Source organism: Haemophilus parainfluenzae, from assembly GCF_036288925.1.
GTDB lineage: Bacteria > Pseudomonadota > Gammaproteobacteria > Enterobacterales > Pasteurellaceae > Haemophilus_D.
In genome coordinates this window covers 294,662-310,297 of the sequence record NZ_CP127167.1, presented here as the reverse complement: position 1 = coordinate 310,297, position 15,636 = coordinate 294,662, and the positions used below count along the sequence as shown (strand labels likewise).

Annotated in this window: 23 protein-coding genes; 4 read left to right on the top strand and 19 right to left on the bottom strand. The window is 41.5% G+C overall.

The annotated features are described in order from the left end of the window. Positions 1–59: 59 nt before the first annotated feature. The 17 genes from QQS40_RS01580 to QQS40_RS01500 form a co-directional block, all read right to left on the bottom strand. Positions 60–314 carry a DUF2681 domain-containing protein gene (locus QQS40_RS01580; RefSeq protein WP_329505714.1) on the bottom strand — a complete coding sequence of 85 codons (255 nt, stop codon included), beginning with the start codon at positions 312–314 and terminating at the stop codon, positions 60–62. Then, entirely contained in the window at positions 311–559 is a 249-nt protein-coding gene (locus QQS40_RS01575) for a DUF2644 domain-containing protein (protein WP_329505712.1), read from the bottom strand. The genes QQS40_RS01580 and QQS40_RS01575 overlap by 4 nt, the downstream gene beginning before the upstream one ends. A gap of 6 nt (positions 560–565) precedes the next feature. Beyond that, a complete protein-coding gene (locus QQS40_RS01570; RefSeq protein ID WP_329505710.1) occupies positions 566–1,111 on the bottom strand; it encodes an N-acetylmuramoyl-L-alanine amidase in 546 nt (181 codons plus the stop codon). Between the two features lie 82 nt (positions 1,112–1,193). Beyond that, positions 1,194–1,619 carry a DUF4236 domain-containing protein gene (locus QQS40_RS01565; protein WP_329505708.1) on the bottom strand — a complete coding sequence of 142 codons (426 nt, stop codon included), beginning with the start codon at positions 1,617–1,619 and terminating at the stop codon, positions 1,194–1,196. 12 nt (positions 1,620–1,631) lie between these two features. Continuing rightward, complete coding sequence (locus QQS40_RS01560) at positions 1,632–2,066, bottom strand: Mor transcription activator family protein (protein ID WP_329505706.1); 435 nt, start codon at positions 2,064–2,066, stop codon at positions 1,632–1,634. Positions 2,067–2,258: 192 nt separating this feature from the next. Next, on the bottom strand, positions 2,259–2,813 hold the full coding sequence (locus tag QQS40_RS01555; RefSeq protein ID WP_329505704.1) for an HI_1489 N-terminal domain-containing protein: 555 nt from the start codon (positions 2,811–2,813) through the stop codon (positions 2,259–2,261). Then, a complete protein-coding gene (locus QQS40_RS01550) occupies positions 2,800–3,348 on the bottom strand; it encodes a gp16 family protein (RefSeq protein WP_329505702.1) in 549 nt (182 codons plus the stop codon). Before QQS40_RS01550 ends, QQS40_RS01555 begins: the two co-directional genes overlap by 14 nt. Further along, on the bottom strand, positions 3,348–3,734 hold the full coding sequence (locus QQS40_RS01545) for a hypothetical protein (RefSeq protein ID WP_329505700.1): 387 nt from the start codon (positions 3,732–3,734) through the stop codon (positions 3,348–3,350). Before QQS40_RS01545 ends, QQS40_RS01550 begins: the two co-directional genes overlap by 1 nt. A 32-nt stretch (positions 3,735–3,766) precedes the next feature. After that, positions 3,767–4,003 carry a hypothetical protein gene (locus QQS40_RS01540; protein WP_329505698.1) on the bottom strand — a complete coding sequence of 79 codons (237 nt, stop codon included), beginning with the start codon at positions 4,001–4,003 and terminating at the stop codon, positions 3,767–3,769. Between the two features lie 76 nt (positions 4,004–4,079). Beyond that, a complete protein-coding gene (locus QQS40_RS01535) occupies positions 4,080–4,298 on the bottom strand; it encodes a hypothetical protein (RefSeq protein WP_329505696.1) in 219 nt (72 codons plus the stop codon). After that, positions 4,298–4,519 (bottom strand): ANR family transcriptional regulator, encoded by a 222-nt coding sequence (locus QQS40_RS01530; protein WP_329505694.1) that lies wholly within the window; start codon positions 4,517–4,519, stop codon positions 4,298–4,300. The genes QQS40_RS01535 and QQS40_RS01530 overlap by 1 nt, the downstream gene beginning before the upstream one ends. Positions 4,520–4,696: 177 nt before the next feature. Then, positions 4,697–4,924: a hypothetical protein gene (locus QQS40_RS01525; RefSeq protein ID WP_329505692.1), complete on the bottom strand. Its 228-nt coding sequence runs from the start codon at positions 4,922–4,924 to the stop codon at positions 4,697–4,699. Between the two features lie 68 nt (positions 4,925–4,992). Continuing rightward, complete coding sequence (locus QQS40_RS01520) at positions 4,993–5,502, bottom strand: host-nuclease inhibitor Gam family protein (RefSeq protein ID WP_329505690.1); 510 nt, start codon at positions 5,500–5,502, stop codon at positions 4,993–4,995. A gap of 14 nt (positions 5,503–5,516) precedes the next feature. After that, complete coding sequence (locus tag QQS40_RS01515; protein ID WP_329505688.1) at positions 5,517–5,834, bottom strand: HI_1482 family protein; 318 nt, start codon at positions 5,832–5,834, stop codon at positions 5,517–5,519. Positions 5,835–5,842: 8 nt separating this feature from the next. Continuing rightward, positions 5,843–6,760: an AAA family ATPase gene (locus QQS40_RS01510; RefSeq protein WP_329505687.1), complete on the bottom strand. Its 918-nt coding sequence runs from the start codon at positions 6,758–6,760 to the stop codon at positions 5,843–5,845. Positions 6,761–6,802: 42 nt separating this feature from the next. After that, complete coding sequence (locus tag QQS40_RS01505) at positions 6,803–8,857, bottom strand: transposase domain-containing protein (RefSeq protein WP_329505685.1); 2,055 nt, start codon at positions 8,855–8,857, stop codon at positions 6,803–6,805. A gap of 33 nt (positions 8,858–8,890) precedes the next feature. After that, entirely contained in the window at positions 8,891–9,160 is a 270-nt protein-coding gene (locus QQS40_RS01500) for a helix-turn-helix domain-containing protein (RefSeq protein ID WP_329505683.1), read from the bottom strand. A 227-nt stretch (positions 9,161–9,387) separates the two neighbouring features. Here QQS40_RS01500 and QQS40_RS01495 point away from each other — a divergent pair, with 227 nt between their 5' ends. From QQS40_RS01495 to QQS40_RS01480, 4 genes are all read left to right on the top strand, one after another. Next, entirely contained in the window at positions 9,388–10,107 is a 720-nt protein-coding gene (locus QQS40_RS01495) for a LexA family transcriptional regulator (protein ID WP_329505681.1), read from the top strand. A gap of 470 nt (positions 10,108–10,577) precedes the next feature. After that, positions 10,578–11,378: a 4,5-DOPA-extradiol-dioxygenase gene (gene ygiD, locus QQS40_RS01490; RefSeq protein ID WP_289902173.1), complete on the top strand. Its 801-nt coding sequence runs from the start codon at positions 10,578–10,580 to the stop codon at positions 11,376–11,378. A gap of 2 nt (positions 11,379–11,380) precedes the next feature. Continuing rightward, the gene (locus tag QQS40_RS01485; protein WP_289902174.1) at positions 11,381–11,641 is read left to right on the top strand and encodes a hypothetical protein; all 261 of its coding nucleotides are present in this window, start codon (positions 11,381–11,383) and stop codon (positions 11,639–11,641) included. A 57-nt stretch (positions 11,642–11,698) separates the two neighbouring features. Further along, entirely contained in the window at positions 11,699–12,139 is a 441-nt protein-coding gene (locus tag QQS40_RS01480) for a GNAT family N-acetyltransferase (protein WP_289902175.1), read from the top strand. A gap of 526 nt (positions 12,140–12,665) precedes the next feature. Here QQS40_RS01480 and QQS40_RS01475 read toward each other — a convergent pair. Next, entirely contained in the window at positions 12,666–12,872 is a 207-nt protein-coding gene (locus QQS40_RS01475; protein ID WP_289902176.1) for a YnbE family lipoprotein, read from the bottom strand. Beyond that, a complete protein-coding gene (locus QQS40_RS01470; protein ID WP_289902177.1) occupies positions 12,869–15,604 on the bottom strand; it encodes a YdbH family protein in 2,736 nt (911 codons plus the stop codon). The genes QQS40_RS01475 and QQS40_RS01470 overlap by 4 nt, the downstream gene beginning before the upstream one ends. Between the last annotated feature and the right edge of the window lie 32 nt (positions 15,605–15,636).

Sequence of the window (15,636 nt, the reverse complement as noted above, 5' to 3'; positions counted from 1 at the left end):
GGGTTTCAGTGGTATCTTGTCGGCTGGCTTTGATTAAGCTAAAACCGGCACAGCTAGGGTTAATCACGGAGGTCGCCGTCGTGGTGCATCCGCTCAAGTAGGCTAGTACGGTTACGGCTAATAAGGTTTTCTTCATTTTTCTGTTTCACTTGGTAATTTTTAACTTTAGTTTCGGCAACAGCTTTTTGAGTTTTCAACTGTTCTTTTTCTTTTTGTAAAGTGGCTGCTTGCTTTTGGCTTTGACGTAAACGTAGGTAGAGATACCCACCATATGAAGCAATCACACCAGAAAAGACTAAAATTAAATTCATCATTCTTGCTCTCTCCCTTGCTCTTTTTCTTGTTCTCTCCGTTGTGAAAGGGCATTTGCCACACCTTTGGTGGCAGCAGTGCCAACACAGGCAAATAAAAAGGTGCTGAACATTTCTGGTACATAGGGCTTATCTAAATAAACCGAGTACAACAGCACACCGGTGGCAGCAACGAAGCCCCAAAATTGAATGCTGGCAGTAGTGGAAAGTCGTCCATCTGCATTAGTAAAAAGTTCAGAAAATCCCACCGCTTGTTACTCCTCGTGAAGATGGTCAAGATTGACCACTTGCTCGCTATCCAACCAGCTCCACACATCAAAGCAAGGGCAGTCTTTAATCCATTCATTAGGCGTGATTGTGCCATCGCCATTTAGGTCTGGGCTTAAATCACGATGTCCACAAATGCGAGCGCTGGGATATTTAGCTTCAAGCTCACGCAGTAAACGGTGCAAGGCTCTCCATTGGGCTTCCGTATATTCGCCGTGATTGCGTTTGTCTTTGGTAATCCCACCGACTAAGCAGATGCCAAGACTGTTAAGGTTATGCCCTTTAACGTGGGCGCCTGTTTCGCCCTCACGACGACCTGTTTCAACCGTGCCGTCGGTGTCTATGACGAAGTGGTAGCCGATATGTTGCAGATGTGGGTTGAATTGCTTGTAGTTGCCCGCTAAACGCTGAAAGCCACGCTGTTTGTGCCAATCATCAATGCGTTGAGTAGCGGTTTGGGTAGCGGTACGAAGTCGCTTGCCGTTTTGAGTGGCTGAGCAATGCACGACAATTTTGGTGATAGGTAAACACATAAAAAAACTCCAGTTATTAAGGATTATTTAATAACTGGAGTTTAGGGGATTGGGTTATGGAGTGAGTTTGTGAGTTATCACACTAAAAAATTTTGAATAGTAGATACAGAAGGAACCCCAAAAAAGCTAGTTTAGCGAGATCCCACGAAAAACTTATCAATACGATAACAAGCTGGATAAGACAGAGAATAGCCCAAAATGCCAAAGTGCAAATCCAAGCACATTTTTCTGCACCACCTAAATCAGCAAAGGTAACACCCTCGTCAAGTTTTGGTGGTCGCCAATCGAATTTGTCATCTTCTTGTTGTACGTTTTGTTTATTCGGTTGGTTTAGGCGTTGTCTATTTGATAACCCTGTCCCTGGAATACTGGTGTTTAAATACGTCCCATTTTTCCCAACATTGACAGACGCTCCTTTTCCTCCAACTGTTGCGCTAACCCCTTTTTTACCTAAATTGAGTGTAATACCTGGAGCAATCTTAATTCTTTTTCTAAATTTGAACGCCATAATAAAGACCTACTAACTAAAATTAAAATCCATCTGATGTCGCTTTCTTTGAAGCGTTCGTTGATTGCGTAAGATCGCATAAATTGTACTTTCTGACAATCTATATTTTTTAATTAGCTCTGGCACGTTTTTACCAGTGAACTCTTGGTAAATTTGTGCATCTCGTAAGGCTTCTTTGATTTTATCACCTGCGGGCAGATAAAATGACTTGCCGCCGAAATAGTGAGCCATTACGCCCACGAGCTTGGAAGCGGTCTTTTTTGCTTTATCTTCTCCAAAATTCTGGCGTAATAGTTCCGCCTGCATTACATCAATCACTTCCACCAATAACGACGGCCAGCGGTTTTCTAACTCTACGCTGGGGATTTGGTCTAAATGGTCGAATAACGCCCCAATATCGGCATGTTCATCATCAAATAATCCTGTTTGTTGTAATGTTTGCGACATAGCTTACCCAATTCAATTTATCAATGTGCCTATTGTACAAAACCTAAAATTTCCCACTAGCACAATTTTTCTTAATGCAAGGCGAAAAGTGGCTTTAAGCCTTATATAGCAAGGCTTTAGCGAATAGCAAAAAGTTAAAAATCGTAAATAACAGACAAGAAAAAAGGCGGTAATGACCGCCTTGGGGAGAGTTTAAAGGGCTTGTTTTTGCTGTTTGTGTTTCAGCCAAATTTGGTATTCGGAGGTGTTTTTCACAAATTCTTCCTGCCCGAGCTGCGCGAAACGTTCGACGTATAAAATCGCATCTTGCACTTTTTTGTCTTCCGCTTGTTGGGCTTTGACGGTTTCTGACTGATTTTTGCCAGAGCGAATCACAGCAAAGTGTGGTTTTTGAGTCTCATACACCGATTTTAAATAATTATGGTTCGTCAGTGGTTCAATTTTCTGCCCCGCTTGCAAGGCTTGTTGGCGTTTTTTGCGTAGGCTTGCTACTGTTTCCGATAATGCCTGTGCCAGTAACAATGAGCAAGGGTAAAGTTCTAATACATCGCTGACAATTTTTAACGCACGGGCGTTGTTGAGATTGCTTTTAGTTGGCTTAAATAAGCCTAAGTAACCGACCATCGGCTGGGCGCAACCGTGGGTAAGTTGGCTAATTTTGCCAAGCAGTTCACGCCCAGCATCGTCTTCGATTAAGCCTTCGAGATGTATATCGCTGTGGCAAATGGGACATCTACATAACTTCATTAAAATACTCCGTCACGGTATCGTAACTGGCTTCTGGGTCGCCTAATTCATAGCCTTTTTCGCTGATAGCTTTGAACATTATCCGTCTATGCCATCTTTTCAAAATTTCCAAAAATCGGCTTGCTTCGTTGCCGTTTAACGCCCCAACATTGAGGGCAAGTACGCTTTTATCTCTGTTCATCACTTTTCGCATATAGCTGTTTAAGGCTTTTTCGCTTGGGTCAGCTAAAAATCCGTGCTTACCCATCTGAATCCAGACAGCTCGGATTTTATGAGCAATTTCACTTTTTACCTTGGTTTCACCTGTGGCAGGACTATAAGCGGTCGGTTTTGTGCCGCATTTTGCAAACCATTTTACTTTAGCCCCTTTTTGTTGCAGCTCATGTAAGATTTTGTGCAGTTCTACGATAGTGCATTTGGTGGAGCTGGTTTTATTGGTCAGCCGCTTGACCATTTCACGATAGCTGAAATCGTCCATATTTAATTGCTGCTTGCCAATATGGATCAGCTGGATTAGTTTAGCTTTGTCAGTCATTAAAGCACCTCTAACAATTCTAAGCCTTCGAGCTTCTTATATTGCCGAATAAATGCGGTTGGAGAAGGAAACCACGGCAACAAGATTTCCACTTTCTGATTTAGCTCTTTTTTATTCAAAAATTGTTTCAACTCTTTTTTCTGTTTGGCAGAATAGACTTGACGTGTTGAGATATACCAAACTTCTTTCGCCAACGGATGCATTTCGCTGACAGGGTTTTGCCAATATCCTCGAATTTCTCCATTTATATAAACATTAAGCTCTAATTTTCGACCCCTTTGTGTTACATATACGGATAAAGTTTTCTCTTTATAGAGAAATTTAACACCACCACAAATACCATCTAAGGCAGTTTTAATTTGTTTCCATTGTTCAACTGTAATCATCGTTACCTCCTAGCTAATTAAATGCTTTTTACTCAACAATTAAATTTTTTAATATCTAACACCTTGTATTGTAGGTAACCATATTCAATATGTGGTAAATGATGAATCATACACAGATCACCAATTTTCTGCTGACTAATAGGGATTAAGGCTCCTTTCCATATTTCCGTCTGGTACGGCTCTGCTTTAACTACAATGCCGTCTTTATTGGTTATAAGTTTTGTGAAGTCTTGCCCTTTATCCTCAAGAGTAATTTCATAGCCTTTCATAAATACTCCGTTATTCCTTTTAAAATACATTATTCAGCCTACTCAAAGTGCGGTTAAAATAGGCTGTAAATTTGCTTTAACAATTCGGATCAAACACCGCACCGAATTCCATTTTGATTTCACTATAAGCTAAACGGCGACCGAATTTTTTTGCCTGTTCTAATGTTCTGGCATACATTGTTTTTGCGGTTTCAATATCACCGCCTAATACGCAAGATTGCACCAGTTCAAAATTGCTGATGACATCGGCTACTTCACGGGTAACATCATCTAAATTTAAGGTTTGGGTTGTCATTATTCCCCCTCAAATGGTCTTTGATGCATACGTTGGCAAAGATCGCGTCGGTGGATTGCCCATTCTTTGTTTTCGGGGCTGGCAGAAAGCATTGCTAAATCCCAATTGGTTTCGGCTTCTTCGTAATTGCCGGCTTGTTCTTCTTTTGCTGCTTTTTCCGCATAAAAGCGGTAGCGGTTGAAGTTTTCCACGCTTTTGGCATGTGGTCGTTTGGTTTTCATCGGTTTCTCCTGTGGGTTAAAACTTATTACGAAAGCCCCTCAGTCCGTCCCCCTCTTTTGCAAAGAGGGGTTAGGGGAGATTTAAAGGGCTTTTAAATAGGCTTTAATCTTGTTCCAAATACAGCACGATAAGCGATAGTACGCTGGCAACGATTAAGCAAATTACGGAGGCACTCATTACATCTCCTTACCATTCATTATCACTTTGCCACCATGCTGCTTAATTTTGTAAGCTGCTGCTGCGGAAACTTCAGCCATCTTTACTAATTGCTCAAGATTGTGTTCGCCCCAATCTTTTAAGCCGCGCACTTCGAAATACACAACCCAGCATAGAAAAACGAGGGAGTTCCAAATTAAGGCCTGGCCAACAAATGGAATAAACCAAACCACTGCTAAACCTAGCATGCTACAAATCCCAAGAAGCAATAAACATACGTTTGGAAACGTTAAAAGTTTCTGTTTTGGCTTTCTCACTATCTCGCCTCCTGCTCAAACGGTTTAATCACAAAATCTTCTAGCCCTTGTTTAATTGTCACGCCGGCAATCCCTTTTGCGACATCAGGCTCATTGAGCAACGCTTCTTTGTTGATTTCTTGCTTGGTGCGAATAAAGCGGTCGAAGCCCATACGTTGCAAGAATTCCATCACCGCTTCCGCTCCACGAATGGCGACTGATGGTGGACGTTGTCGCCATTGCACTTCGCCGGTGACAAAGTTCGCTGTTTTAGTTTTGCCGAACTCGGTAAGCTCATCACGGTTTGCCTCACAGTATTCCTGCACCGCCTTTTGCAATGGTTCAATCTCTTCTTTTAAGGCTTTCAATTTCGGGGCATAGTGTTCACTTGTTGCCCCAATCTTGTCGTTCATCTCGGTCGCAAGGCGAGTGTGCTCACGGCTTAAATCGCCGATTTCTTTAATCGCACTTTGCACCTGTTCTACGCTTACAAAGCGTAATTTCGCTTGGCTTTTTACTTTCGTTGCCATAGTTTCTCCTGTGGTTAATGTTTAGTTACATCTGATTTCCAAATAATTTTTACGCCTTTTACTATCATTTGATTTAGGTAAATACGGATGCCGTTTTTCACTTCCGAGCCATAATTAAAGGCTTTACCAGTCTTAATTAAATGGCGCAAAGCTGAGCAATCTTTTACCACTAAGCGGGGGCGACTGTTGTCGAACCATTCGACGGTTTCCACCTCAAGCCCCAAGGCTTCGCATTCAAGTGTGGCGATTTCAAGCATAGCTAATTGGTTATGGATAACGGCATTGCGAGGGCTCATCATTTCGCCTGCCATTTTGTTGTAAACTTTTTGCATAAATCCTCCTATTCGCCTTTGCCTAATAACTCTTGGCGAGCTTTAATGATTAAGTCGGCATCAATCAACTTGCCAGATCCTTTTGCTACCATTCCTGCAAGGCGTAGCGTTTGGGTTAAAATTCGCAAACCACCGCCTGTTTCGGTAATGCTTTGCATCACTTTTAAGGCATCTTCGTCGGTTTCTAAGCCCCACGCTGCAGCGACTGCCTGCGTGTCTGCCTTTTTGGTTTTTTGAATGCTGGTATTTTTTGCCACGCGTGACCACAAGCGGGCGTATTCGTGACTTGGGCTAATACCACCTTTCATGCGGGTGTAAACCTTGTCGTTCCCCACCAACACTAAGCCAATGCCAGCTTCTTCTTGCATAATGCGGAGTTCTTCGAGTGCCTCATAAGGAAGGTGGTCGGCTTCATCGACAATCAGCAAGCCTTCTGTGCCTTTGATTTTGCGGGCAATCAGGCGTGAGAGCGTGCCTTTTCTGCGTGGTGCGTCGCTGATGCCTAACTCAAGGGCGATTTCGTAAAGAATTTCGCTTAAACTTGAACGGCTTGGGCTTGCGGTGACCAGCCAGACGTTAGCGTGGTTTTTGGCAAATTCTTGGATTGCTTTGGTTTTGCCGACCCCGCTCATGCCGTACACGGTCGCCAAACAGTTAGCGATTTGAGCAAATTCCAGCGTTTTGAAAATTTGACGAGATGTCGCTGTTTCAATAAAGGCTGGTGCCTCTACAAACTCACGGGCTTGCACCGCTTTTTTCTCAAGGTAAGCAGTTAGTTTTGCTTCCACATCTGCAATGTTGCCTTTGTAGTTGTCGTTAAGGTATGCTGACAATGCACCTGCATTTACGCCTGCTTCGCGAGCAAGCTGAGCTTGAGTGATTTGGCTGTTGGTTAAGTGTTGTTGGATTTGATTGACTAAGTTCATTTTTAAACCTCGTTTAAATGTTTAAATTCGTTTAAATGGCGTTTAAATCTTGCGTTTCATCGCCACGGCGTTCATAAAAGCTTGTTCAAATTCGCTGATTTCTTCGGTTTCTACTTCAACCTTTTTAGGTACTTTTCGCACTGCGTTGAAATCTAGCACTTCTTCATATTCCACCTCTTCTGCTTGCGGTTGAGGGGCTTTTACTGGCTCTGGCAACATTTCCAAGAACCGCTCTTCAAATTCCACCGTTGGTGCGTAATTGCTGAGTTCCATTTCTTCCGCTTTGGCGCGTTCTTTCGCCGCTTTTTCGGTATGTTTTACCCAGTTGCGCATTGCTTTGTTATGTTCGCGTCCTGCCATTTGGTCGCCAAAGCCTGCTTTCTCGGTAATTTCTGCTTCCGTCAAGTATTCGCCTGTTAAGGCATATACCCACACTTTGTCGTGAAGATTTGCTGGGTCATAGCGCACCACAACTCTTTTGTGTGACGTACCGATAAGCTCCAGCGACTCGTAACGGTTTTTATTAGTGCCGATTTTGCCTGCGTTGAGGTAGAACGTGCCGTCTTGGTTAAGGCGAACTTCCTCGTGAAGTGTGAGCAATAACCGCATTTGACTTTGGTTGATGGGGCGTTTTTCAGCAACCGCCCAATCTCGCTCAAAGGCTTCGGCATAACTGCTTTTGCCTGCACAAATTTCGGTGAGGCGGTTGCCCACGTTGTTCCATTGCTGAATGCCTTGCTCTAATGCCATTAAGAATGTGGCGTAATCGACAGGCTGTTCTGCACCGTTTTTGCCGTCATAATCAGGCTTTTCATAAGCATTTGCCCCAGCGTAAGCCCCTCTCAACAAAAGATGCTTATCAACATAATCTCCCAAACCACCGTGAGAGAACGCACGCTCAATCGGTTTGGCTTGACCGCGTCCTTTGCCGAATTGAATCGACGTCCAGTGCAGTTCAATGCCGAGTGCCGGAATAATGCCTTGCACTTCGTTTTCGTTTACTTGATAGCGGTAGCGGTTTTTTACCCCACCTGTCATTTTCTTGTTGGCTGCCGCTCGGGTGTTGTCGATGGTTAAGTGTTTCGGCAAACCGTAGCGACTAATCACATCAAGCAGACTGAGGCGTATGGTGTCGGTGTTTTCCGATTTATCAGTTCTAGCAGCCAGCACTTTACGGGTGCGAACATCTTGCCAAAGCCATGTTTTCGGGCGTTTGATCTCACCATCGGGGAATTGCACCCAAACGTTGTGTTGATAACCGTCGCCGTTGATCCACTCCATCGCTTGTAACATTGCCACGGTGCGAACCTGTGAGGGATAAAGCCGGCTTAATGCGTATTGACCTTCACGACGGAACACTTCTTCGGTTTTTGGTACGTCTCGTTCCATTTTGCGTTTCAGCGAAGAGCGAGAGGGAATACGCCAACCGTTGTATTGTGCGGCTTGTTTTAATACCTCATAGCTGTGAGCCAGTGAGGGTTTTTCACGACTGTAGTAGAAATTTTTGAAGAACTGCCAAGCCTCTTCATCTATTTCCGCCACATTTTTGCTACTCTTGCCGCTGTTGTTTAGCATTAAGGGCAGCCAATCTTGCCGTGGGGCGTCTTTGACCCGATACCACCAATTTTTTAAAGAACCAACTGAGAGTAATTTCTCGTTATTTTTCAGCCGTTCGGCATTTTCTTTACCACAGACGAGCTGGAAGGCATCTAACACGTTCACACCACTTTCCACTAAATTTGCTACTGCAAACATCGTGCCAAGTTTGATTTTGGCTTGCTCTTGGGCTTTTGCACTTGCTTCGTCCCATAATTGCCAGACTTCATTGCTTGCAAGCGGTCGAGTTTCTTCGATTTTTTGCAAAGCTACCGCCGTTTGCTCTGGGGTAGTTTTGAGCAGCAGTTCGTTTTGCACTTCGATTGGTAAACTGGCTAATTCATATTCCAGCCCGCCACCACGCCCTTGGCGTTTTTGAGATTTCCAGTTTTCTCGCTTGGCTTGTTCCCAAATGTTTTTGGGGGCTGAAGGTAGTGTTTTTAGCTTTAAGTTTGCTAACTCATACACTGAATAGTGCGTTTTTAAGCTTTGATTATCCATAAATGTTCCTTTTTATAACTTTTACGGTTAAAATCAGTACTTATGTTGTAATGTTGGTTTTTTATTTCGTTCAGCAAAACGACCAGCCCAGATAACTTCAGGTGGAACACCAATTGCATTTGCAACTAAACGCTCCATCTTTGGATAAGATTTATCCAAAACTGTTTTTAATGTGTTGTAGCTGACTTGCCCCTCTTTTGCTAAAGAGCGAAGCGACCAACCATTCTTTTTTAATTCCGCAAGAATATCGGCTCGGTGCCAATCCTGTTCTGCGGTTTTTTTGGTTTTTTCTAATACACTCATTTAATACACCTTTTTTGCTGTACCTTATGTGGTGTATATTATCCGTAATAGTTGCATATTGCAACTATAAAATACACCGTAATAGTTTCATTTGGTTATATTTTAATCTATTATTTTACTATTTAGAATAAAAACAATGACTTAATTAGTTCTATTACGGGTAATAATTTGGTTTTTAATTCCGTAATAGTTGTAATTATTTAACTATTACGACTAAAGAGGTTAGTATGCAGTACCAAAATCAAGACAATTTCCCAGAAAGGATTGAATATCTAGTAGATAAACTGAATGGCCCAAGCGAATTTGCTCGAAAAACAGGCGTAACACTTTCTACAATTACAAGATGGCGAAAAGGTGAAGCCGATCCATCTCGTTCCAACCTTGTAAAAATTGCAGAAGTTACAGGAGTAAGCATTGAATGGCTTGCGACCGGTAAAATAAAAGAAGAAAAGACAACAGCAGAAAAGCCTGCAGGAAGCCTTGTTAGCCGTGCATTTGAAAGAATGCAAGCAATGTTAGAGGAAGGGGTGAGTATGATTGATAGTTATAGCTCCATCAACGTTTCTGCAGGATTTGGGAGTTTTAACGAGGGTATCACCCAGCCTGATGGACAAGAGCCGTATTCAGACGAATTGCTAACAAGCCTAGGCGTAAAAGCAGATAACTGCGCCGTATTCTGGGCAAACGGCAATTCAATGCTACCAACTATCAATAACTACGATCAGATGTTAGTAGATTTAAGCCGCAAAGAAATTCAAGGCGACCGCATTTACCTTGTTCAAAACGGCGAAAGTGTGTGGGTTAAGCGTGTGAAGATGGAATGGAACGGTATTTCGCTTATCAGCGATAACAAAGAGGAATACCCGCCAATCAGCATTACAGGCGAAAATGCTCAAAACCTACAAATCATCGGGCAAGTAGTGCATATCGGGCATAGCCTGATTTAAAGATTTAAACGCCATTTAAACGGACTTTTTCTTTTTTGTTTAAATTCTTAGTTTTTCTGGTTCATTTTGACTAAATCAACCAAAGATCTGATTTTTTCTTAGTTTTCTTTCCCTAAGAATAAAAAAAGGGGCAATGCACCGCAAAGCCCCTGTTTTCAATAATTCCCGCCAACTTACGTCCGTAAAATTTCGCCAAATTCCTATTTCTTTTGTTTTCTTTGTTTTGGTGGTTTTTAACAGCCTAAATATAAAGATAATAAACTGTAAATGAAGTAAATTTTAAGTAAAATTTTCGTGAAATTTAACCGCACTTTGTCATATTTACCTTATTTAACACATCAATCTCTCTAAACCTTATCATTCATTATTTCTGATTAGTAAAAGATGTTGTTCATAAAGTGGTATTTTTCACACAAAGATTTAACCGTACAATCTGCTCCATCAAATATTGAGGAGAAAATAATGAAAAAATGCCTGTATTGTTCGTTGGGCATGGTAGCCCGATGAATGCGTTAGATAAGGAAAACCCGTTCAATCAGAATTTCAGCCTAATTACGCAACAGTTTGCCAAACCAAAAGCCATTTTGATGATTTCCGCACATTGGTACAGCAGCCGTTTGCAGGTGACCTCAGGTGAACACCCTGAAATGATTTACGATTTCTACGGCTTCCCCGATGAACTCAGCCAAGTGCAATATCCCGCGCCTGGTTCGCCTGAGTTGGCGGAGCAAGTGCGGTCATTATTACAGCCGGAAAATGTCGAGCTGAACCCAACGCGTGGTTTTGATCATGGTGCATGGGCAGTGTTGAAATATCTCTATCCCGATGCCGATATTCCTGTGGTGCAACTGAGCCTTAACCGTTTGCAATCGGCAGAATGGCATTTCAATTTGGCGAAAAAATTATCTGCTTTACGAGAACAAGGTGTGCTGATTATCGGCAGCGGCAATATTGTGCATAATCTGAGAGCGATAAGTTGGGAACATATCGATCAAATCGGTGCGGGTTATGACTGGGCGTTTGCTTTCCGTGAAACAGTCAATCAGGCGATTGCGACACAAGATGATAAAACCTTGGTGCATTATGAACAGTTAGGCGAAAAAGCCGAGCTTTCTGTGCCAACGCCAGATCATTACTTGCCGTTGCTGTACATTATGGCGTTACGCGAATCACAAGACGAGATTACGTTTTTCAACGATAATCTGATTGCCGGATCGCTCAGCATGACGTCGGTTTTAGTGGGATATCTTATAAGTATGCAAGTGAAGTAGATATGCTTAATGTTGCTTTATTTAACAAAAGAGCGAAACAGTGGCGTGAAGAGAATCCAGATCTAAGAGGTAATATGAGAGATTATGCAAGTCTGAATGAGTTACTTGTACTTGCCAATATGGAAAACTATAATGCGATTCTTATTGGAAAAGGTATGGAGCAAAAAGAAAGAATGAGGGAACTTAGAAAACTTGCTAGAACACAATTAATGTCACTGCAAAAACTTGGTGATAGTGGCATTAAAGGATTAGAAGGAAAGTAATAATAACTGTTAGTTTGTAATTGAATAAATAAATTTGAATTTGTGGAGGAAATCGAAATGTTTATTCGAAAATATATATCATCAGATTGTGAGCAACTGGCAGAGTTATTTTATCAAACTGTTCATACCGTAAATGCCAAAGACTATTCACAGGAACAGTTAGATGTTTGGGCAACAGGAAATGTTGATTTATGTGTTTGGAACAAATCTTTTTTAGAACATAATACGTTTGTAGCCATAGAAGATAATACTGTTGTAGGCTTTGGAGATATAGATAACACAGGCTACCTTGATAGATTGTTCGTACACAAGGATTATCAAAGACAAGGAATCGCAAGTGAGTTATGCAATAGGTTAGAAAATGGTTTTGTTAAAATCACAACGCACGCATCCATTACAGCAAAGCCGTTTTTCTTGCATAGAGGATATAGGTTGGTTAAGGAGCAACAAGTTATGAGAAACGGAATTTCCTTAACGAATTATGTGATGGAGAAATAATCAAATCCCAGTTTGTTACTGAGATAATACCGAGAGGAGACCGTGTTCATGAGTGCAACAGTGACTAATGCACCCAATCGTTATCATCGTGTGCAAATGAACACGGCATCGTTAAATTATGCACCCACTAAGGGGTGCACGTATTCATCGTTAAAAGGTGTAATCTAATGATTTAGGAGGAAATTGATTATAGTGATACTGAACAGCATCATCAAAGTTAAGCAGCTTATACATACTATTATCCCTTTGCGAATCAAAAAAACTAATTTTTGATTGATAAATTGCATTATCACTTATTTATGATTAACAAACAAGTTTGTGAATCAAATTTATGGAAAAATGATTCATAAGAGATTTTGTGATTCACTTCTGATTAACAAAAAGCTTGTAAATCAAAATCAATGAAAAATGATTGATAAAATTTGGGCTAGAATATTTACAAAAAACATTTGGAAATCTAACCGCACTTTAAAAGAAAAAGGCCATCTGAAATCTAACATACAGATGGCCTTTTTAATTGATTCAATTATTTCTTCGAAGAATCAACTTCGCTCACAGCTTTTTGAGATTTCTCATCCATTTCCACTTTAATATTGTGGTCCACCACCACATTCATATTAATGGTGATACCTTCCTTTGGGGTGTCCAATTGAATGGTCGGAGTGCAAGCTATAAGTGTAAACATTGCCGCCAAAATAAAAAAGTGCGGTTGAAATTTAAAGTGTTTTATCATTTGTCTTTGTCTAATTGCTTATAAAGTTTATATTGCAGATTTTGTTCAAATTGCGAGCCATAGTCAATCATATTCCACAATTCAAACATATTTTCTTGGTGCGTATAATTTAACGTTATCGGATTATTGGTTCGCTTGGTTGGATTAAATCCGCTAATACTAGCACGCAATGTCATTTGCCCTTTCGGATCGAGCGTCACCGCCGCATGGGAATTTTGCAGTTCCATTTCTTTTAATAAATCCACCAAAATATTTTCTGTCCAACCGCCTTTTTTCAGCCCTTTCACCATTTCATCGGTTAATTTGATGGATACATTTCCCACTTGTTCCAATGTGCCATTACAAATCAAACATTCCTTATGTCCCAGCCAAAATGGCAGGGTCGCATTGGCGCGGCCGGTTAAGGTTACTTGGTTATATTGTGCCAAGGCTAACACTTGGGCTAAATCAATATTAGTAAATGAAAGTGTCGCCATTTTACTTTGTGGGAAAGTGAGCTGAGGCACCGTCAATACGCCATCAAATAAGGAAACTTTCACATTTCTCAAAGTAAGCGGATTTTTCATGGTGTTCGGATAACGCCCAAACAAATCCAATTCCCCATTTGCGACAGAAAGCGCGCCATAGCGAATATTTTGAGTCGAAATATGGATCGGTTTACCCGAAGCCACTTGCAATGCCGAGTTTTCATAATTCATCGGGAAGCGAATATTCAAGCCATAAATCTCACCATCTGGCATAGTAATTTTGCCATTTTTAAGATTCAGCTCCCCCTTCATCTTCATGCCATTGTCATTGATTGCGAATTCACTTTGTCCTTTAATGCTGCCCTCATGAATTATCCAATTCCATTGTTGAGGGAAAAGTGATTGGAACACTTTTGCGGATTGTTCTTTCCAGCTAATTTCGCCTGAAAGTGCACTATTCTGATATACACCCAAGACATCTAAAGGCCCAAGCGAACCAGCCTTTAAATCACCTGCAAAATTGAAGTTACTGATACTCTTACCATCAATACCTAAGCCGAAAACAGGCGAAACAAAACGGCCGCCATAAGCCAGTTCAATCCAATCTGTTTTCGCTTGCAACAAACCTCGAATATGCCCTTCTTCATAATCCCAACGGAGTCGATCTTTAAGTTCCAATGAAAGTGGTGCCATTTTTACCTCTTTCATTTTCACTTCTTTAGAATGGGCAGAAAGTTGATTTAATTCAATATGATCGGATTCCCAAAAGCCTTTACCTTCCATTTTGACTGGTGTATTTAAAGATTTCCAGTTTGCACTGCCATTGATTGTCCAATCCCAACGGTTTGTCGCTTGTTTCTCTACCGACTGCAACTTATGTTCTTCATCCCTCAAGTCAAACACCGTTTTAATACCCGCAATAAACTCATGGGCATTTCCATCTAATTTTAAATCGAGATTTTCAAACTGTGGTGTCGTGCCCTTTAATGTTGCGAGCAAACGCCCTTCCAAGCCATAACGACCGATAATAATGTCATCTAACGGTAAACGAACATGCAATTTGGTATCTGGCTGAACAGTATCCATTTTAAAGACGGAACCCGGATAAAAATACACCACTGGATGGGTGAAGAGCCCGCCAAGATGATAGGTTAAATTGGTTTGCGCCACGGTTGCGTTATAACGTAAATCCCCGCGTGTTTTCAGCTCAAAATCCAATTCATTATTGTCATCGCCACCACCGATTTCACCATTTTTGCCTGAAATCACGATCTCCCCTTTGCCCATTTCACCAAAGGTTTGTAGGATCACGTTCATATCAATGCTCAATGGCAATAAGCCTTCTGCAGCACGGTGAATAGATAACCCAAGGAAGCCTTTGACCGGTTGATAGCTATCGAAGGTCCAATAAAATTTCCCCCATGAAATATCCAAGCCGTCTTTGGTGAACACAAAAGGCACATCCAACAATAGTGAATTAGTTGTTAAATCTTGGGCATTTAATTGGCCATCTGCCCCTTGCCACGACACTTTTGCCTCGCCTTTGGTTACAGCCAGTTCAGGGTTATTCCAATTGAATAAAACATTTCCTTGTTGAGGGAGTTGAGAAAGATCAGGATCAAAATTCGCAGAGAAATGAAGATCGTAGGTTTTATCATCTGTTTGTTTGATGTTCGTACTGCCCGCCCATTGGAAAATACCATCTTTTGGCGTGACAGTCGATTGATGATGAAGCTCAAGTCCGTCATTATTGGCTTGCGCTTCAAGTGCTAATTGGTTGCCGTTATAGTTTGCGTCTAACGCCCAATCAGCCGATAAGAAAGGTTTTAAAGCCTCTTGTGTTAAGGCTTCGGCATTCGTTAATTGAAAGTGTTTAACATTAACATGAGAAATCGGCAATGCTGCCCAAAGTGCGGTCAAATTTGGCGGTGTTTTTTCAGCATTATCATTGGGTAAATGAGTTAAACAATCATAATTCAAGCTCGCCTTTTCAACATCAAGACTATGCGTATTCCACCAAGTCACCTGAGTATTATTCAGGTTCACAAGCGTACAGTGGTCGGTTTTCACTTTTAGCTCTGACAGCGTTAAACCTGTTGTTTCCCATTGCCAGTCATCGGCTAATTCAATGTGATAATGCGGTGCTAAAAAATGATTGGTGAGTTGCGCTACACGTTTTGGGGTCGCAAAAACGCGTACTAAGCCAACGCTTACTACAATCAACAGCAACAAAATAATCAACGCCCACAGGCAACGCTTTCGCATAGATTCCCCAATTACGCGATTAATCAATAAAT

Coding starts and splice junctions, on each gene's coding strand:
- QQS40_RS01550 (WP_329505702.1), bottom strand. CDS start 3,348: ATGACTGACAAAGCTAAACTAATCCAGCTGATCCATATTGGCAAGCAG.
- QQS40_RS01545 (WP_329505700.1), bottom strand. CDS start 3,734: ATGATTACAGTTGAACAATGGAAACAAATTAAAACTGCCTTAGATGGT.
- QQS40_RS01500 (WP_329505683.1), bottom strand. CDS start 9,160: ATGAGTGTATTAGAAAAAACCAAAAAAACCGCAGAACAGGATTGGCAC.
- QQS40_RS01540 (WP_329505698.1), bottom strand. CDS start 4,003: ATGAAAGGCTATGAAATTACTCTTGAGGATAAAGGGCAAGACTTCACA.
- QQS40_RS01480 (WP_289902175.1), top strand. CDS start 11,699: ATGTTTATTCGAAAATATATATCATCAGATTGTGAGCAACTGGCAGAG.
- QQS40_RS01475 (WP_289902176.1), bottom strand. CDS start 12,872: ATGATAAAACACTTTAAATTTCAACCGCACTTTTTTATTTTGGCGGCA.
- ygiD (WP_289902173.1), top strand. CDS start 10,578: ATGCCTGTATTGTTCGTTGGGCATGGTAGCCCGATGAATGCGTTAGAT.
- QQS40_RS01555 (WP_329505704.1), bottom strand. CDS start 2,813: ATGAAGTTATGTAGATGTCCCATTTGCCACAGCGATATACATCTCGAA.
- QQS40_RS01580 (WP_329505714.1), bottom strand. CDS start 314: ATGATGAATTTAATTTTAGTCTTTTCTGGTGTGATTGCTTCATATGGT.
- QQS40_RS01530 (WP_329505694.1), bottom strand. CDS start 4,519: ATGAAAACCAAACGACCACATGCCAAAAGCGTGGAAAACTTCAACCGC.
- QQS40_RS01470 (WP_289902177.1), bottom strand. CDS start 15,604: ATGCGAAAGCGTTGCCTGTGGGCGTTGATTATTTTGTTGCTGTTGATT.
- QQS40_RS01560 (WP_329505706.1), bottom strand. CDS start 2,066: ATGTCGCAAACATTACAACAAACAGGATTATTTGATGATGAACATGCC.
- QQS40_RS01485 (WP_289902174.1), top strand. CDS start 11,381: ATGCTTAATGTTGCTTTATTTAACAAAAGAGCGAAACAGTGGCGTGAA.
- QQS40_RS01515 (WP_329505688.1), bottom strand. CDS start 5,834: ATGCAAAAAGTTTACAACAAAATGGCAGGCGAAATGATGAGCCCTCGC.
- QQS40_RS01570 (WP_329505710.1), bottom strand. CDS start 1,111: ATGTGTTTACCTATCACCAAAATTGTCGTGCATTGCTCAGCCACTCAA.
- QQS40_RS01525 (WP_329505692.1), bottom strand. CDS start 4,924: ATGCTAGGTTTAGCAGTGGTTTGGTTTATTCCATTTGTTGGCCAGGCC.
- QQS40_RS01535 (WP_329505696.1), bottom strand. CDS start 4,298: ATGACAACCCAAACCTTAAATTTAGATGATGTTACCCGTGAAGTAGCC.
- QQS40_RS01510 (WP_329505687.1), bottom strand. CDS start 6,760: ATGAACTTAGTCAATCAAATCCAACAACACTTAACCAACAGCCAAATC.
- QQS40_RS01505 (WP_329505685.1), bottom strand. CDS start 8,857: ATGGATAATCAAAGCTTAAAAACGCACTATTCAGTGTATGAGTTAGCA.
- QQS40_RS01520 (WP_329505690.1), bottom strand. CDS start 5,502: ATGGCAACGAAAGTAAAAAGCCAAGCGAAATTACGCTTTGTAAGCGTA.
- QQS40_RS01495 (WP_329505681.1), top strand. CDS start 9,388: ATGCAGTACCAAAATCAAGACAATTTCCCAGAAAGGATTGAATATCTA.
- QQS40_RS01565 (WP_329505708.1), bottom strand. CDS start 1,619: ATGGCGTTCAAATTTAGAAAAAGAATTAAGATTGCTCCAGGTATTACA.